At 66.4% G+C, this 15647-nt stretch carries 17 protein-coding genes; 9 read left to right on the top strand and 8 right to left on the bottom strand.

What is annotated here, in order from left to right; genetic code table 11:
* Positions 1 to 101 precede the first annotated feature (101 nt).
* Both ACRYLO_RS01960 and ACRYLO_RS01955 read left to right on the top strand, forming a co-directional pair.
* Positions 102 to 1319: a TCR/Tet family MFS transporter gene (locus ACRYLO_RS01960; protein WP_482658618.1), complete on the top strand. Its 1218-nt coding sequence runs from the start codon at positions 102 to 104 to the stop codon at positions 1317 to 1319.
* Positions 1320 to 1367: 48 nt separating this feature from the next.
* Positions 1368 to 2072 (top strand): glutathione binding-like protein, encoded by a 705-nt coding sequence (locus ACRYLO_RS01955; RefSeq protein WP_482658617.1) that lies wholly within the window; start codon positions 1368 to 1370, stop codon positions 2070 to 2072.
* A 182-nt stretch (positions 2073 to 2254) separates the two neighbouring features.
* Here ACRYLO_RS01955 and ACRYLO_RS01950 read toward each other — a convergent pair whose 3' ends face one another.
* Genes ACRYLO_RS01950 through ACRYLO_RS01935 form a run of 4 tightly spaced genes read right to left on the bottom strand, consistent with a single transcriptional unit; the run spans position 2255 to position 4053 of the window.
* Entirely contained in the window at positions 2255 to 2512 is a 258-nt protein-coding gene (locus tag ACRYLO_RS01950) for a hypothetical protein (RefSeq protein ID WP_482658616.1), read from the bottom strand.
* Positions 2502 to 2651, bottom strand: coding sequence for a DUF2256 domain-containing protein (locus tag ACRYLO_RS01945; protein WP_294018477.1), 150 nt, complete (start codon positions 2649 to 2651; stop codon positions 2502 to 2504). Before ACRYLO_RS01945 ends, ACRYLO_RS01950 begins: the two co-directional genes overlap by 11 nt.
* A gap of 2 nt (positions 2652 to 2653) precedes the next feature.
* Positions 2654 to 3442, bottom strand: a complete 789-nt coding sequence (locus ACRYLO_RS01940) for an SDR family NAD(P)-dependent oxidoreductase (RefSeq protein ID WP_482658615.1) — start codon at positions 3440 to 3442, stop codon at positions 2654 to 2656.
* The gene (locus tag ACRYLO_RS01935) at positions 3439 to 4053 is read right to left on the bottom strand and encodes a glutathione S-transferase family protein (protein WP_482658614.1); all 615 of its coding nucleotides are present in this window, start codon (positions 4051 to 4053) and stop codon (positions 3439 to 3441) included. Before ACRYLO_RS01935 ends, ACRYLO_RS01940 begins: the two co-directional genes overlap by 4 nt.
* An 86-nt stretch (positions 4054 to 4139) precedes the next feature.
* Between ACRYLO_RS01935 and ACRYLO_RS01930 the strand changes: the two genes are divergently transcribed.
* From ACRYLO_RS01930 to ACRYLO_RS01905, 6 genes are all read left to right on the top strand, one after another.
* Entirely contained in the window at positions 4140 to 5669 is a 1530-nt protein-coding gene (locus tag ACRYLO_RS01930; RefSeq protein ID WP_482658613.1) for a class I adenylate-forming enzyme family protein, read from the top strand.
* The gene (locus ACRYLO_RS01925; protein WP_482658612.1) at positions 5666 to 6436 is read left to right on the top strand and encodes a thioesterase family protein; all 771 of its coding nucleotides are present in this window, start codon (positions 5666 to 5668) and stop codon (positions 6434 to 6436) included. Before ACRYLO_RS01930 ends, ACRYLO_RS01925 begins: the two co-directional genes overlap by 4 nt.
* Before the next feature lie 107 nt (positions 6437 to 6543).
* Complete coding sequence (locus ACRYLO_RS01920) at positions 6544 to 7266, top strand: hypothetical protein (RefSeq protein WP_482658611.1); 723 nt, start codon at positions 6544 to 6546, stop codon at positions 7264 to 7266.
* An 83-nt stretch (positions 7267 to 7349) separates the two neighbouring features.
* Positions 7350 to 8072 carry a response regulator gene (locus ACRYLO_RS01915; protein ID WP_482658610.1) on the top strand — a complete coding sequence of 241 codons (723 nt, stop codon included), beginning with the start codon at positions 7350 to 7352 and terminating at the stop codon, positions 8070 to 8072.
* On the top strand, positions 8069 to 9439 hold the full coding sequence (locus ACRYLO_RS01910) for a sensor histidine kinase (protein ID WP_482658609.1): 1371 nt from the start codon (positions 8069 to 8071) through the stop codon (positions 9437 to 9439). Before ACRYLO_RS01915 ends, ACRYLO_RS01910 begins: the two co-directional genes overlap by 4 nt.
* 238 nt (positions 9440 to 9677) lie before the next feature.
* Entirely contained in the window at positions 9678 to 10223 is a 546-nt protein-coding gene (locus tag ACRYLO_RS01905; protein ID WP_482658608.1) for a hypothetical protein, read from the top strand.
* 206 nt (positions 10224 to 10429) lie between these two features.
* Here ACRYLO_RS01905 and ndk read toward each other — a convergent pair whose 3' ends face one another.
* From ndk to ACRYLO_RS01885, 4 genes are all read right to left on the bottom strand, one after another.
* Complete coding sequence (ndk, locus tag ACRYLO_RS01900; protein ID WP_257845413.1) at positions 10430 to 10852, bottom strand: nucleoside-diphosphate kinase; 423 nt, start codon at positions 10850 to 10852, stop codon at positions 10430 to 10432.
* Positions 10853 to 10957: 105 nt separating this feature from the next.
* Entirely contained in the window at positions 10958 to 11131 is a 174-nt protein-coding gene (locus ACRYLO_RS01895; RefSeq protein ID WP_482658607.1) for a hypothetical protein, read from the bottom strand.
* An 11-nt stretch (positions 11132 to 11142) separates the two neighbouring features.
* The gene (locus ACRYLO_RS01890; protein WP_482658606.1) at positions 11143 to 11583 is read right to left on the bottom strand and encodes a DNA polymerase III subunit chi; all 441 of its coding nucleotides are present in this window, start codon (positions 11581 to 11583) and stop codon (positions 11143 to 11145) included.
* Between the two features lie 151 nt (positions 11584 to 11734).
* Complete coding sequence (locus ACRYLO_RS01885; RefSeq protein ID WP_482658605.1) at positions 11735 to 13210, bottom strand: leucyl aminopeptidase; 1476 nt, start codon at positions 13208 to 13210, stop codon at positions 11735 to 11737.
* A gap of 176 nt (positions 13211 to 13386) precedes the next feature.
* Between ACRYLO_RS01885 and ACRYLO_RS01880 the strand changes: the two genes are divergently transcribed.
* On the top strand, positions 13387 to 15645 hold the full coding sequence (locus tag ACRYLO_RS01880) for an LPS-assembly protein LptD (protein ID WP_482658604.1): 2259 nt from the start codon (positions 13387 to 13389) through the stop codon (positions 15643 to 15645).
* The last annotated feature ends 2 nt before the right edge of the window (positions 15646 to 15647 follow it).

Raw genomic sequence — 15647 nt, 5'->3', positions numbered from 1 at the left:
TGGTCCCGGCTCAAGGCCGGGACGACGAGGGGGTGTAGTGAGGGCGCGCTTTCGTCCTGCCGCGATCGGTTCTAATAGCGTGTCGAACGGGGGGCAGGGGTATGAAGTTCGGACATCGCGCGGTTCCGATCGCGCTGGCGGCGGTGCTGATCGATGCGATCGGGTTCGGGATCGTGATCCCGGTGCTGCCGACGCTGATCGTCGAATTGAGCGGGGCGACGTTGACCGATGCGACGCGGATCGGCGGGGCGCTGGCGATCGTGTTCGCGCTGGCGCATTTCTTTGCCGCGCCGATCCTGGGCAATCTGGGCGACCGTTATGGGCGGCGGCCGGTGATCCTGGCGGCGATGCTGATCTTTGCGGTCGATTATGCGCTGATGGCGTTTGCGCCGACCATTGCCTGGCTGTTCGTCGGGCGGCTGATCGCGGGGATCGCAGGTGCCGTCTATGGCCCGGCCAATGCGATCCTGGCGGACGTGACCCCGCCGGAGAAGCGCGGCGCGACATTCGGACTGATGGGCGCGGCGTTCGGAATCGGGTTCGTGGTCGGCCCGGCGATCGGTGGGCTGCTGGCCGATTTCGGGCCGCGTACGCCGTTCATGGTGGCAGCCGCGCTGGCGGCAATCAACGCGACCTGGATCTTCTTCGTCCTGCCCGAGACGCTCGCGCCCGAGAACCGGCGCCGGTTCGACTGGAAGCGCGCCAATCCGCTTGGCACCTTTCGCCCGTTGTTCGCGATGACGGGCGCGCTGCCGCTGCTCGCGGTCGCGTTCATCTGGCAGCTGGCGCATCAGGTCTATCCCGCGACCTGGGCTTTTTATGCCGAGCTGGCACATGGCTGGGACAGCCGCGCAATCGGCTGGTCGCTGGCGGCGTCGGGCACGGCGATGGCGCTGACCCAGATTTTCGTGACCGGGCGCGCGATTGCAAAATTGGGCGAGGCGAAGACGCTGATGATCGGCCTGATTGTCGGCACACTCGCCTACACCGCCTATGGCTTCGCGACGCAGGGGTGGCAGGTTTACGTCATCCTGATGTTCGGGGCACTGCAGATGCTGGCCTACCCCTCGCTCAACGCGATGCTGAGCCGGCGGGTCGATGCCGCCAATCAGGGCGCGTTGCAGGGCGGGATGGCGAGCATTGCCAGCATCGCGGCGATCCTCGGCCCGCTGAGCCTGACCCAGACGCTGGCCTATGGTGCCGAGCATGGCTTTCCGGGTGCAGCATTCGCGCTGGCGGCGGTGCTGACGTCAGTTGCGGCTGGGATCGTGCTGGTCTTTGTCCTGCGGCGACCGCGCGTTGCCGAGCCGGTTGCGTAAGCGACGCGCCACCCCATTTGTGCGGCTTCACGCTGGAGACCCGCGCCCATGATCGAACTGCATTACTGGCCCACGCCGAACGGCCACAAGATCACGCTGTTCCTGGAGGAGGCCGGCCTCCCCTACACCATCGTGCCGGTGAACATCGGGCAGGGCGAGCAGTTCAAGCCCGATTTCCTGAAGATCGCGCCCAATAACCGCATGCCCGCGATCGTCGACCATGATCCGGTCGATGGCGTCGAAGCGATCAGCGTGTTCGAGAGCGGGGCGATCCTGCTCTACCTCGCCAACAAGACCGGGCGCTTCTTTGGCCCCGAGCAGCGCGACAAGATCGTGCAGATGCAGTGGCTGATGTGGCAGATGGGTGGCCTTGGCCCGATGGCGGGGCAGAACCACCATTTCAACCGCTATGCGCCCGAGCAGATTCCCTATGCGCAGAAGCGCTATATCGATGAGACCAACCGGCTGTACGGCGTGCTCGACCGGCAGCTGGCGGGCAAGCCGTTCGTCGGGGGTGAGGCGTATTCGATTGCGGACATGGCGATCTATCCGTGGATCGTGCCCTATGAGGCGCAGAGCCAGAATCTCGACGATTTCCCGCATGTGAAGCGCTGGTTCGAGGCGGTGGCGGCACGGCCCGCGACGGTGCGCGCTTATGCCAAGGGCGAGGAAGTGCGGCCGGGGAATCCGGTGATGACGGACGAGCAGAAGAAGATCCTGTTCGGGCAGACTGCGGCGGTGGTGAAGGGGTAGTTCGGCTCCCGCTTTTCTTGTTTTGCCCCTCCCGCTTGCGGGAGGGGTTGGGGAGGGTCTTCTTCCTTTTTCTGTGGTGGTGGGGCGAAGAAGAAGAAGAAGAAGAAGAAGAAGACCCTCACCCAACCCTCTCCCGCAGGCGGGAGAGGGCTAAGAAGAAGAAGCGGTCTTTCGCTGGCAGGTCAGAGTCCGGCCTTTTCGATCGCGTCGGCAAGTTCGCTGGCGGCGGCCCGGTCGTCGGCGGGGTGCAGCCGATTCAGGGCCGTTTGCACCCGCGTCTGGGCCACCTGGAACGTCTTGTGCCGTACCTCACGCGCCAGATTGGTGCGCCATGCGCTGCTTTGCCCGAGCAATGGCTCCCATTTGGCTTCTTCGCTCGCCAGAATCTGCAATGCGAGACGCAGGCCGTCGCGCCTGCCGCGATCATAATCATCGGCCATCCGCTGCCCCTTTCGTGCGGCACCGGTCGGAACAGAACTTCACCTGTTCCCAGTCGCGCTCCCATTTCTTGCGCCAGGCGAACGGGCGGGCACAGGCGACGCAGATCTTGGTTGGCAGGTTCAGTTTCTTGTGGGCCACCGCTACCCTTTACCCGGTCTGCGCGACAATCCCACATCAAGATGGGTGCCGGCGTCGAGCAGCACAATCTCTCCGGTGATGACGCGGCTGGACGGGTCGAGCAGGTTGACCACCGGCCCGGCGATATCCTCGGCATGGGCGGCCATCGCCATCGGGGTCTGGCTGGCGATGTAGGCTTCGAACTTGTCGAACGCTTCGGGCGTCATCCGCTCGCTGAACCAGCCGGTGCCGACATAGCCGGGCGCGACGGCGTTGACGCGGATGGCGGGGGCGAGGACGCGGGCGAGGCTTTTGGTCATCGTCGCCAGCGCGCCCTTTGACGCGGCATAGGCGACCGAGGAGCCGTTGCCGAACACCCCGGCGACCGAGGCGATGTTGACCACTGCGCTGGCCGGGCCTTCGCGCATGGCGGGCGCGCAGGCGCGGATCATCTGGAACGGGGCGATGGTGTTGAGCCGATAGATGTCGAGGAAATCGTCGGCCGACAGCGCTTCCAAGTCTTCGTGATTGGCGAATTTGGTCTTGCCGGCATTGTTGATGAGCAGGTCAATGCGACCGAATGCCTCCATCGCTGCGGCGGCGAGTGCGCGGCATTGCGCGTCGTCGGCGATGTCGGCCTGGACCGCGATCGATCCGTTGCCGAGTTCCGCCGCCAGCGCCTCGGCCGCGTCGCGGCTGTTAGCGTAGTTGATGACGCAGCGCACGCCCCTGTCCGCCAGCCGCCGCACCACCGCTGCGCCGATCCCGGTGCCGCCGCCGGTGACGATGGCGGCCATCCCCTCCATGGTCATGCCGCAGCGCTCGGGCGCGCGGTAACGCGGCGGTGCCAGTCGTTGAGGCGGGCATGCTCCTCGGCGATGCTCAGCCCGATAAAGGTGCCGAAATCGATCGTGGTGAGCAGCAATATGTCGGCCATCGTGTAGCGCTCGCCCGCGACGTACGGGGTTTCGCCGAGCGCTGCGTCAAACAGGGCGTGGGCGCGGGCGACGAGCGTGCGGTTGCTCTCGCCGAACTCCTTATACTGGTGCGGCACGACGCGCGCGGTGAACGGGTGGGTGTGGATCCAGATCATCCCGGTCGGGACCATCAGCCGCAGTTCGACGCGGCGGCTCCACATTTCGACCTGGGCGATTTCGGTCGGGGTGCTGCCGAACAAGGGTGGTTCGGGGTGCAGTGCCTCAAGATAGCGGCAGATTGCGACGCTTTCCGAGAGGCAAATTCCGTCGTCGGTTTGCAGGGCCGGGGTCTGGCCGAGCGGGTTGATCGCCTTGAAGTCCTCGCTCTTGTGCTCGCCCTTCATGATCGACACATCCTGCGTCGGCAGGGTGATCCCCTTTTCCGCGGCAAAGATGCGGACGCGGCGGGGGTTGGGGGCGGGCATCGCCGAATCGTAGAACAGCATCGACCTCTCCTCATCATTTTTCGAAGATCGCGTATGGCAGCCAATGGCGGTTTCGCATAGCAGTTGATGCGAATCGAGGAGTGGGGATGCAGACTGCGGCGGAAATCCTGGCCGGACCGTTCGGGACATTGCCCGAGCTGATTGCCGCCCATGCGCGCGAGCGTGGCGACAAGCTGGCGGTGGTGCATGGCGACGATGCCCTGAGCTATGCGGAGCTGGATGCGCGGATGGATGCCATCGCGGCGGCGTTGCAGCGCGATGGGCTGACGCGCGGGCAGGCGGTGGCGATCGTCGGGGCGATGGGCGTCGATTATGCGGCGATCTTTCTCGGTGCGATCCGGGCGGGCGGGGCTCCGGCGCCGATTGCGCCCTCCTCTACCGGGGAGCAGATGGCGGCGATGGTCGCGGACAGCGGTGCTGGGGTCGTGTTCCTTGATGCGGATGCGGCGGCGACATTGGGCGAGCGCGCAGTAGCGGCGCGGCGGGTGATGCTGGATGGTGCGGGGGTGGAGGACTGGCTGGCGGGTGCTGGTGCGCCCGCCCCAGTCGATCTGCAGCCGGGGGACCCGTTCAACATCATCTATTCCAGCGGCACGACCGGGACGCCCAAGGGGATCGTGCAGCCGCATGCGATGCGATGGGCGCATGTCGCGCGGGGCGATGCGGCGGGCTTTGCCGATGCGGTGACGATGATCGCGACGCCGCTCTATTCGAATACGACGTTGGTCAGCTTCATCCCGACGCTCGCTTGGGGCGGGACGGCGGTGCTGCTCGGCAAGTTCGATGCGCGCGGGTTTCTGGAGGCGGCGGAGCGGCATAGGGCCACGCATGCGATGCTGGTGCCGGTGCAGTATCAGCGGATCATGGCGCTGCCCGATTTCGATGCGTTCGACCTGTCGAGCTTTCGGTTGAAGACCTGCACCAGCGCGCCGTTTTCCGCCGCGCTCAAGGCCGATGTCGTGGCGCGCTGGCCGGGGCTGCTGGTCGAATATTACGGGATGACCGAGGGGGGAGGCACGTGCATCCTCAATGCGACTGCGCATCCCGACAAGCTGCATACGGTCGGCCAGCCCGCACCGGGGCACGACATCCGCCTGATCGACGAGGAGGGACACGAGGTCGCTCAGGGCGAAATGGGCGAGGTCGTCGGGCGCAGCGGGGCGATGATGTCGGGCTATCACGGGCGCAAACAGGCGACGTCGGATGCGGAATGGTATTGTCCGCAGGGCAATCGCTTCATCCGCCATGGCGATGTCGGGCGGTTCGATGCGGACGGCTTCCTGATCCTGATGGACCGCAAGAAGGACCTGATCATCTCGGGCGGTTTCAACATCTATCCGAGCGATCTGGAGGCGGAGTTGCGCCAGCATCCGGGCGTGCGTGATTGTGCTGTCGTGGGCGTACCGTCGGAGCAATGGGGGGAGACGCCGGTGGGATTCTATGTCCCCGCCGATGCGACCCCGGCGGGGGAGATACTCGCGGCGGTCAATGCTGGCCTTGGCAAGACTCAGCGGCTGGCCGGCCTGATCGCGATCGACGAATTACCGCGCAGCGCGATCGGCAAGGTGCTGAAGCGCGAATTGCGCGACCTCTATGTGGAGAAGACCCCGGCATGACTTCGCTTCCGCAATTGCTGGCCGACGCGGTGCCGACCGAGACCGGCTTTAAGACCGAAATTCCGGCCAACTGGTTGCAGGGGCGGACGGCCTATGGCGGGCTGTCCTCGGCGCTGGCGCTGGCGGCGGCGAAGCAGGTCGAGCCGGACCTGCCACCGCTGCGCTCGGCCCAGGTGGCATTTGTCGGGCCGCTTGCCGGGCCGGTGAACGTGACCGCGACGAAGCTGCGGCGCGGGCGCAATGCGGCGTTTATCCAGGCGGATATTGTGAGCGAGGCGGGGCTGGGGCTGCGCACCAATTTCGTGTTCATGAGCCGGCTGGAGTCGGCGATCGACCATGATGGGACGGCGCGGGCGGAGCATGCGCCGCCGCCTGCGGACGCCGAGCTCTACACCGGGCCGAAGGAGTTCTTCACCGGCAATTTCAACTTCTTCGACCTGAAGGCGGAGGCCGGACCGACCGAATGGCTGCGCTGGGGGCGGCTGATCGACCGGGCGGGGCTGGACCCGGAGCTCGAGCTGATGGCGCTGGGCGACGCGCTGCCGCCAGCGGCGTTCAAGCTGTTCGCCAAGATTACGCCGCTGTCGTCGCTGACCTGGCAGGTCAATATCCTGCAGCCTGCGCCGGTCACGACCGATGGCTGGTGGCTGCTGGAGGCCGAGACCGACAGCGCGCGCGGCGGCTATTCCAGCCAGACGATGCGGATGTGGGCAGCGGACGGGACGCTGGTGGCCGAGGGGACGCAGGGCGTGGCGATTTTCGGGTAACCCGACACAATTTGCGACAATCTCCTGTCGCACTGACAAACGCGTGCGACAGGCGGGGTTCAGAAGGGCATCACTGCGGCGCCCCCTGCCGCGTGACAGGAGCCCGTATGAAGAAATTTCTCACCACCGCAGCGATTGGCGCGACGCTGACAGCAGGTGCTGCGGTCGCGATGCAGAGCCAGACCTCCACCCCACCCAAGGCACCGGTGTCCAAGGCCGAGATGCTCGCCCGCGCCGATGCACGGTTCGACCGGCTCGACACCAACAAGGACGGCCAGCTGAGCGCCGAAGAGCGCAAGGCCGGTGCCGAGGCTGCGCGAAAAGCGATGGCCGAGAAGAAGGGCGGCGAGCTGCAGGACTTTATGCCCGGCGGTCGTCGCGGTGGCGGCGGCATGGGCGAGCGGATGCTGGCGCGCGTCGACACCAATGGCGATGGCCTGATCAGCAAGGCGGAGAACCGCGCGATGGTCGAGGCGCGCTTTGCCCGGATGGATGCCGACAAGGACGGCAGCGTCGAGGCCGGCGAAGGCCGCAAGGGCATGGGCAAGCGCGGCGAAGGCCGGGGCGGCAAGGCCAAGGGCATGCGTGGCGGTCGCGGTGGCGGCGCGGGCATGATGATGGCGGACACGAACAAGGACGGCGCGATCAGCAAGGCCGAGTTCGACGCGATGTCGGCGCAGCGCTTCGCCAAGCTCGACACCAATAAGGACGGCAAGATCGACGCCGCCGAAATGCAGGCGCAGCGCGACAAGGCGCGCGACGCCATGAAGAAGATGCGCGAGCGCCGCGGAAACACACCGCCGCCACCGCCCGCCCCCCAGGGCGAGTGACGGCGATGCCGGGCGGGATCAGCGACCTCCTCCGCGCCCGCCCGGCACTTCCCGAGCGGACGGAATCTGCTAACTCCAACGAGATGACCAATGAGACCCCGCATTTGCTGCTCGTCGATGACGAGCGTTCGATCCGCGAGCCGCTGGCGCAATATCTGACCAAGCAGGGGTTCCGCGTGACCCAGGTCGCCGATGCGGAAGCCGCGCGGACACGGCTGTCGGCCTATTCGATCGACCTGGTCGTGCTCGACATCATGATGCCGGGCGAGGACGGGCTGAGCCTGTGTCGGCATATCCGCGCGACCAGCGAAGTGCCGGTGATCCTGCTGACCGCCAGGAGCGAGGAGACCGACCGGATCGTGGGCCTCGAGATGGGTGCCGACGATTATGTCGTGAAGCCGTTTTCCCCGCGCGAGCTGGCGGCGCGGATCAAGGTGGTGCTGCGCCGGATGCAGGCGGGCGGGACGCGCCTGTCAGCGCCGGAGAGCGGCAGCTATGCCTTTTCCGGATGGGTGCTCAAGACCGGCGAGCGGGCATTGGTCGACCGTGAGGGCGTGTCGGTGCCGCTGTCGACCGGCGAATATAATCTGCTGCTCGCGCTCGTCATGCGGCCGCGCGCGGTGCTGACGCGCGACCAGCTGCTCGACCTGACCCAGGGGCGCGAGGCGGCGGCGTTCGACCGCGCGATCGACAATCAGGTCAGCCGGTTGCGCAAGAAGATCGAGCCGGATGCGAAGAACCCGACGCTGATCAAGACCGTGTGGGGCGGCGGCTACACGCTGGCGAGCGACGTCACCAAGCTGTGAGTGCGCCGTCTTTCCTCAAGCGGCTGGTGCCGAGCAGCCTGACCGGACAGATCGCGCTGCTCGTCGCGCTGGCGCTATTCGTGGCGCAGGCGATCAATTTCGCGCTGATCCTGCGCGAGCGGCGCTCGCTGCGCTTCGAGCAGGTGACCGCGCCGGCGGTCACCCGCGTGGTCGATGCGGCCGAGCGCATCCGCGACGGCCGGTTTCGCGAGCCGCCGGAGCAGCGCAAGGCGCGGTTGCGGCTGGAACCGACCAATCCGATCCCGCCCGGCTTGCGCAACAATCCTGAAGTCGAGCAAGGCATCCGCACCTCCCTCGCCGAGGCCGGGATCCCGGTGGGGCGCATCGTTACGGGCGTGCGCAAATTGTCGCCGACCGATCCGCGTTTCGCCCGGATGAACGCGTTGCGCGCCGAGCGCATGAAACGGCTGGGCGGCGAGCTGATGGTCGCGGTCGAACTGCCCGGCAAGGGCTGGCTGGTGCTGACATCGGCCTGGCCACGCAGCGATGGCGACATCATCTGGCGGCTGATCCTGCAGACGCTGATCATCTATGGCATCGTCCTGCTGCCGGTGCTGTGGGTCGGCGCGCGCGTCAATCGGCCGCTGCGCTCGCTCGCGGATGCGGCGCGCGGGTTCAGCCCGGGTGCCGCGCCCGAGCCGATCGAGGAACGCGGGCCGGGCGATGTCCGCGCGGTGATCGCCGCGCATAATCTGATGCGCAGCCGCGTGACCGCGATGCTGGACGAGAAGGACCAGATGCTCGGCGCAATCGGGCACGACTTGCGCACGCCGCTCGCTGCGCTGCGCGTACGGATCGAATCGGTCGAGGATGACGAGGATCGGGCGCGGATGGCCGACACGATCGACGAGATGAACCGCACGCTCGACGACATATTGTCGCTGGCGCGGCTGGGTCGACCGAGCGAGCCGCTTACCGAGACCGACCTGTCGGCGTTGATCGACGCGGTGGTCGATGACTTTCGTGATCTGGGCGCGGCGGTCGAGTATGAGAATGGCCATCGCCTGATCCGCCGCATCCGCCCGTCGCTGATGCGGCGCGCACTGCGCAATTTGATCGAGAATGCGATCAAATATGCCGGTGCCGCAGAGGTCAAACTGATCCAGGATGCGGGCGGCGTGCGGATCGAGGTCGGCGATCGCGGGCCGGGCATTCCGGCAGAGCAGATCGCGGCGGTGTTCGATCCCTTCACCCGGCTCGACCCGTCGCGCAACCGCACCACCGGCGGGGTGGGCCTCGGCCTTACGCTGGCGCGCGCGATCGTGCGCGAGGCGGGGGGCGATATCACGCTGGCCAATCGCGAGGGCGGCGGACTGTGCGCGACGATCACGCTGCCGGGGCGGTGATCTCCGTTCATTTCCCCTCCCTGAAAGGGAGGGGCTAGGGGAGGGTTTAGAAGCAAGCGAGGCTCGAGGCCTCGATTGCTGCTGTTTTGCCGGGCCGTCGGTTTGAGTCTTTTCGGCGCGCAGACGCGCGCACCCTCCCCCAACCCCTCCCTTTCAGCGAGGGGAGCGAGAAGGGCTGGACCCCAACGGTTGACAGTCCGGCCACTTCCACTGACCAATCGGGTTCGGGGGACATGGTATGAGCGGCTTTGAGTTCATCTTTTCGCTGTTCGGGCTGATGCTCGGCCTGTCGCTCGCCGAAGGATTGGGCGGGCTGACGCGGGCGATCAAGCGGCGCGGGCTGAACGGGATCGGATGGCCGACCGGGCTGCTCGGGCTGTTCGTGTCGTGCGATGTCGTGACGTTCTGGATGTATGGCTGGGCGATGCGCGAGCAATTGCCGCTGAGCTGGCCGGTGATGTTCGGCGGGTTCTTGGTGACGGCGGTCTATTTCGTCGCAGCGTCGCTTGTGTTTCCCGACACGATTGACGCGGACAGCGATCTCGACGCCCATTTCGACCGGTATCGCCGCACGGTGATCGGCGCGGTGTTGCTGTGCAATGTGGTGCTGGTCGGCACGGCCTATGCGCTGGTCGATCTCAATTTCGACCTGCGCAGCGTGATCATCACCTTCTCGTTCTTCCCGGTCAGCCTGATCGCGGTGCTGACGCGCGACCGACGGGTGGTGATGGCGTGCCTGGTGTGGCTGATCGCGCTCTATCCGCTGTCGGCGGTATGGCATTGAGTGCCCAAATCCTCCCCCGCCAGGGGGAGGTGTCAGCGCAGCTGACGGAGGGGGAGGACGCACGACCGGTGAGGTTATTCCCTTCCTCCCCCTCCGTCGCCTTCGGCGCCACCTCCCCCTTGCGGGGGAGGATTGATTGACACCACAAACAAAACGGGCCGGGGTTGCCCCCGGCCCGCTTCGATGTGGTCAGGTGATCGGATCGATCAGCCGACGATTTCTTCCGGCTTGAAGAAATAGGCGATTTCGATCGCCGCATTCTCGTCGCTGTCCGAACCATGGACGGTGTTGGCTTCGATCGATTCGGCCAGTTCGGCGCGGATCGTGCCCGGCTCGGCATTGGCGGGGTTGGTCGCGCCCATGATGTCGCGGTTGCGCTGCATGGCGTTTTCGCCCTCGAGCACCTGCACCACGACCGGGCCGGAGATCATGAATTCGACCAGCTCACCGAAGAAGGGACGCTCCTTGTGCACCGCGTAGAAGCCTTCGGCCTGTTCGCGGGTCATGTGGATGCGCTTGCTGGCGACGACGCGCAGGCCGGCTTCCTCAAGCATCTTGGTGACCGCGCCGGTCAGGTTGCGGCGGGTGGCATCGGGCTTGATGATCGAAAAGGTACGGGTCACGGCCATGGCCATGCGGCTCCTGTTTTTGGGGGATGGGATTGCGCGCGCCCTTAGAGGCACGCGCGGGCGGTGGCAAGGGGGGCGGCGCCAACGCCAGACGTGCCAGAACCGTTACCGCAGCGGGATGAAGCGATTGGCAATAACCCCAGCGGCCAGCGCGCAACAGCCAACTACGACGTATTCTATGCTTTCATGGCTTCCGTCCGGGACCAGTGAAAGGCCTGCAAAAGTGAAGATCCCCACCATTCCGGCAAAAGCACTGTAATGCTGAACGGAACGTCGCATTGCTCACCTCCCTAAGCCGCCTGTGCCCAGCGGCCGGTTTCGTCCTGCTTCCAGTAGCGGCGCTCGACGCCGTCGCGGTCGGCTAGAGTCTTCCATGCAATCCGGGCGGCACCGATGCTGTCTTCGCCGAAGAAGTGGAAGGCGCGGTCGAAGGTGAGCGCTTCATCGCGCCATTCGCCGTCGATCAGCGCGACGTGGCGCGCGCCGTTGCCCGGCGCAACCGCTTCGCCGATCAGGACGGGCTGGAGGCTGTCGTCCCCTGCCCCGGCCTGCGCGTGGGGCAGGAAGCTGTCGGGGCGGAAGGTCCACAGCAGCTGGTCGATCCGGCGGCGCTGTTCGGCGTCGGCGGAGACGATCAGCAGGCGCTGGCCGGTTTCCACCACCTTGGCCGCGATCTGCGGGAGGGCGCGGTCGAGGGGAGTCGACGTTAAGTGGTAGAAATCAACCTGCATCCCATCCCCAGTCCTCCCCCGGAGGGGGAGGGGGACCAGCGAAGCTGGTGGAGGGGTAGCTCTCCGCTCGCGGGCCGGTTCGTGTGTGGCGACTACCCCTCCACCGCCTTCGGCGGTCCCCCTCCCCCTCCGGGGGAGGATTTAAATGGGATCAGCGCTCGAAATTGTCGCGGATATAGCGGTCGAGCAGGCGGACGCCGTAGCCGGTTGCGCCCTTGTCGTAGTTCGGACCGGGGTTGTCGGCCCAGACCATGCCGGCGATGTCGAGATGCGCCCAGCGCACGCCGGGGTCGACGAAGCGCTGAATGAACTGTGCCGCGGTGATCGATCCGGCGCCGCGCGGGCCGACATTCTTCATGTCGGCGATCGGGCTGTCGATCAGCTTGTTGTACGCGTCGCCGAGCGGGAAGCGCCACAGATGGTCGCCGGTCGCGCGGCCGGCCGACAGCAGCTCTTCGGCCAGGCCATCGTCATTGGCGAACAGGCCGCCATGCTCGCTCCCCAGCGCGATGATCATCGCGCCGGTCAGGGTGGCGAGGTCGACGATGGTCTTGGGGCCATGCGTGCGCTGGACCCAGGTGACCGCGTCGCACAGGACAAGGCGGCCTTCGGCGTCGGTGTTGATCACCTCGATCGTCTGGCCCGACATCGAGGTGACGACGTCGCCCGGCCGCTGCGCGTTGCCGTCGGGCATGTTTTCGACCAGGCCGCACACGCCGATCACGTTCGCCTTGGCCTTGCGCAGCGCGAGCGCCTTCATCGCGCCGGCGACGGCACCGGCGCCGCCCATGTCCCACTTCATGTCTTCCATGCCGGCGGCGGGCTTGATCGAGATGCCGCCGGTGTCGAAGGTCACGCCCTTGCCGACCAGCGCGACATCGACGTCACCTGTGCCCTTGCCGTTCCAGCGCATCGCGAGCAGGCGCGCTTCACGACGCGAGCCCTGTGCGACGCCAAGCAACGCGCCCATGCCGAGCTTTTCCATGTCAGCGCGGTCGAGCACGGTGATTTCGATGCCGAGGTCCGCCAGATGGCGGCAGCGTTCGACGAAGCTTTCGGGGTAGATGATGTTCGGCGGCTCGGACACGAGCGTGCGGGTCAGCTCCATCCCCTTGGTCACCGCGTCGAGGCTCGCCCAGCTCGAGTCGCTGTCGGCGGGGGCGTTGGCGAGGGTGAGCGTATCGAGTGTCGGCTTCTGCTTGTCGCTGAGCTTGGTGCGATAGACATCGTGGCGCCAGCTGCGCTGCACGGCGGCGGCGGCGAAGCGCGCGACGGCGCGCGCGGTCGGGGCACCGCCGAGGGCGGCGAAGTCGACCGTGATCGCGGTCACGCCGGAAACGAGGAAGCGCGCGGTCAGCGATCCACCGGCGCGCTCATAATCCGCCTCGCTGCCCGAACCCACGCCGAGCAGCAGGATGCGGTTCGCCGCTTCGTCGCCGGGGACGAAGATTTCGGCGACGCTTCCCGCCTCACCCTCGAACCGGCCCGCACGCGCGGCACCGCGCACCAGCGCCAGCGTCGCGTCGTCGAGCGTGCCGGCGGGCATGCGATCCAGCCCGTCCTTTTCGACCGGGAGCGCGAGCACGGCCGCATCGGTGGGGCGGGTGGCGGAAAAAATGACCTGCATGAAGCTTCCTGTTCCTGTGGGCGTTAGCGGTTCGGATGGGCCGCGATTCCGGTCTATCTAGGCGCGGCACCCGAGCGGGGCAACGCCGGGCGATTGCGAAGCGGGCCGTGCGGTGCGATAGGGCTGCTTCGGCCCTGCGCGGGGCGAGAGTTGGTTCAAAGGGGTTTTCGAGAAACGTGACGCGCAAGGCTCTGTTGCTCGCCGGGGTCGTCCCGCTGGCCCTGTGTCTGGTCCCGGGGGCCAGCGCGACTGGCGTTCAGGACCTGCAGGACCGCGCGGTCGAACCGCCGCCGCCGTCGGAAACCCGGCTGCCCGACGATCCCAACCAGATCCAGTTTTCCGCCGATCTCGCCGAATATGATTCGAACGGCGATGTCGTCACGGTCAGCGGCGACGTGCGCCTGTTCCGTGAAGGCAACCGCCTGCGCGCGGACAAGGTGATCTGGAACCGCAAGACCGGGCAGGTCGTGGCGAACGGCAATATTGCGGTCACCAGCCCGGAAGGCGACACCGCTTATGGCGACCGGATCGAGCTGACCGATTCGCTGAAAGACGGCGTGATCGAGAATATGCTGGTCGTACTCGAGCAGGGCGGGCGCATCGCGGCGGAGCGCGGGACGCGTGAGGCCGGCGGCGTGATCCGCGTCGATCGCGCGGCCTATACCCCCTGTGCCGTCGTCGATTCGGGCAACTGCCCCAAGGAGCCGTCGTGGAAGATCACCGCGGTCCGCGTCGTCTATGATCCCGCAACGCAACGCATCCGCTACACCGGCGCGCGCGTGTCGCTGTTCGGCATTGCCAGCCTGCCGCTGCCGGTGTTTTCGCATTCGGTGGGCGACGGCAATGCCAGCGGCCTGCTCGCGCCCGAGCTGCGCTATGACGCGGTCAACGGGTTCGAGGTCGCGCTGCCCTATTATTTCAGTCTGGCGCCCAATCGCGACCTGACCGTCACGCCGCGCCTGTTCACCGGCGCGCTGCCGATGCTGCAGGCGCAATATCGCCATCTGCTGGACAAGGGCGCGTTCAGCGTCACCGGCTATGGCACCTATAGCCGCCGGAGCGACGATTTCATTTCGCCCACTCCCGGCGTGTCGAGCGAGAATGCGTTTCGCGGCTATATCGACGCGGTCGGTCGTTATCAGTTCGACGAAAACTGGAGCACCAGCGGATCGGTCCGGCTGGCGAGCGACCGCACCTTCCTGCGCCGCTACGATATTTCGAGCGACGACCGGCTGCGCAACAATCTGCGCGTCGAGCGGATCGACCGCGATTCCTATTTCTCGATCAATGGCTGGTTCGTCCAGACATTGCGCCCGACCGAGAGCCAGGGACTGCAGGCGGTGGCGCTGCCCGAAATCGACTATCGGCTGCGCTTTGGCCAGGACCTGATCCCCGGCGGACGGTTCGAGCTGCAGGCCAACAGCCTGGCGATCGGGCGCAGCGCGGGACAGGATACGCAGCGCGCCTTTACCTCGCTGCGCTATGACCTGCGCAAGCTGACGGCGTGGGGGCAGGAGGTCACGCTGACCGCCTATGGCCGCGGCGATGTTTACAACACCCAGCAGACCGCCGCCACCAGCGTGGTCAGCTATCGCGGGCTGGAAGGATTTCGCGGGCGCGCAATCGGTGCGCTGGCGCTCGACATCAAATGGCCGCTGATCGGCGATGCGTTCGGTGGGACGCAGCGGATCACGCCGCGCTTCCAGATCGTCGCCGCGCCGCGCATCGAAAATATCGATGTGCCGAACGAAGACGCACGGTCGGTCGATCTGGAGGATTCGAACCTCTTCGCGCTCAACCGCTTCCCGGGTTACGACCGGTTTGAGGATTCGACGCGCTTCACCTTTGGCGTGGATTATGCGCTGTATCTGCCCGGCATTTCGATCGAGGCGAATGTCGGGCAGAGCTATCGCCTGAATTCGCGCGCCACGATCCTGCCGAGCGGAACGGGCCTTGATGACCGTCTGTCGGACATCGTCGGGCGCACGGTGGTGCGCTATCGCGACTTCCTGTCCCTCACGCACCGCTATCGCGTGGACAAGGACAATTTCGCGGTGCGCCGGAACGAGATCGACGCCACGGTCGGATCGCGCACCACCTTCGTCACGCTCGGCTATCTGCGGCTCAACCGCAACATTCCCTTCGCGCTCGAGGATTTGCAGGACCGTGAGGAGGCGCGGATCGGCGCGCGCGTGCAGATTTCGCGCTTCTGGTCGGCATTCGGGTCGGCGGTGGTCGACCTGACCGATGGCGAGGAAGATCCGACCTCGCTGGCCGACGGGTTCGAGCCGGTGCGGCACCGGCTGGGCGTCGAATATGAGGATGACTGCATCCGCGTCGGCCTGACCTGGAAGCGCGATTATCAGACCACGGGCGACGCGCGGCGGGGCAATTCCTATTTGTTCACGCTGGCGCTGAAGAATCTGGGGCGGTGAGC

The organism is Sphingomonas sp. SDUR79, from assembly GCF_056821745.1.
This window is presented reverse-complemented; position numbering and strand designations above follow the sequence as displayed.

Coding starts and splice junctions, on each gene's coding strand:
- ACRYLO_RS01960 (WP_482658618.1), top strand. CDS start 102: ATGAAGTTCGGACATCGCGCGGTTCCGATCGCGCTGGCGGCGGTGCTG.
- ACRYLO_RS01955 (WP_482658617.1), top strand. CDS start 1,368: ATGATCGAACTGCATTACTGGCCCACGCCGAACGGCCACAAGATCACG.
- ACRYLO_RS01950 (WP_482658616.1), bottom strand. CDS start 2,512: ATGGCCGATGATTATGATCGCGGCAGGCGCGACGGCCTGCGTCTCGCA.
- ACRYLO_RS01940 (WP_482658615.1), bottom strand. CDS start 3,442: ATGACCATGGAGGGGATGGCCGCCATCGTCACCGGCGGCGGCACCGGG.
- ACRYLO_RS01935 (WP_482658614.1), bottom strand. CDS start 4,053: ATGCTGTTCTACGATTCGGCGATGCCCGCCCCCAACCCCCGCCGCGTC.
- ACRYLO_RS01930 (WP_482658613.1), top strand. CDS start 4,140: ATGCAGACTGCGGCGGAAATCCTGGCCGGACCGTTCGGGACATTGCCC.
- ACRYLO_RS01925 (WP_482658612.1), top strand. CDS start 5,666: ATGACTTCGCTTCCGCAATTGCTGGCCGACGCGGTGCCGACCGAGACC.
- ACRYLO_RS01920 (WP_482658611.1), top strand. CDS start 6,544: ATGAAGAAATTTCTCACCACCGCAGCGATTGGCGCGACGCTGACAGCA.
- ACRYLO_RS01915 (WP_482658610.1), top strand. CDS start 7,350: ATGACCAATGAGACCCCGCATTTGCTGCTCGTCGATGACGAGCGTTCG.
- ACRYLO_RS01905 (WP_482658608.1), top strand. CDS start 9,678: ATGAGCGGCTTTGAGTTCATCTTTTCGCTGTTCGGGCTGATGCTCGGC.
- ndk (WP_257845413.1), bottom strand. CDS start 10,852: ATGGCCGTGACCCGTACCTTTTCGATCATCAAGCCCGATGCCACCCGC.
- ACRYLO_RS01895 (WP_482658607.1), bottom strand. CDS start 11,131: ATGCGACGTTCCGTTCAGCATTACAGTGCTTTTGCCGGAATGGTGGGG.
- ACRYLO_RS01890 (WP_482658606.1), bottom strand. CDS start 11,583: ATGCAGGTTGATTTCTACCACTTAACGTCGACTCCCCTCGACCGCGCC.
- ACRYLO_RS01885 (WP_482658605.1), bottom strand. CDS start 13,210: ATGCAGGTCATTTTTTCCGCCACCCGCCCCACCGATGCGGCCGTGCTC.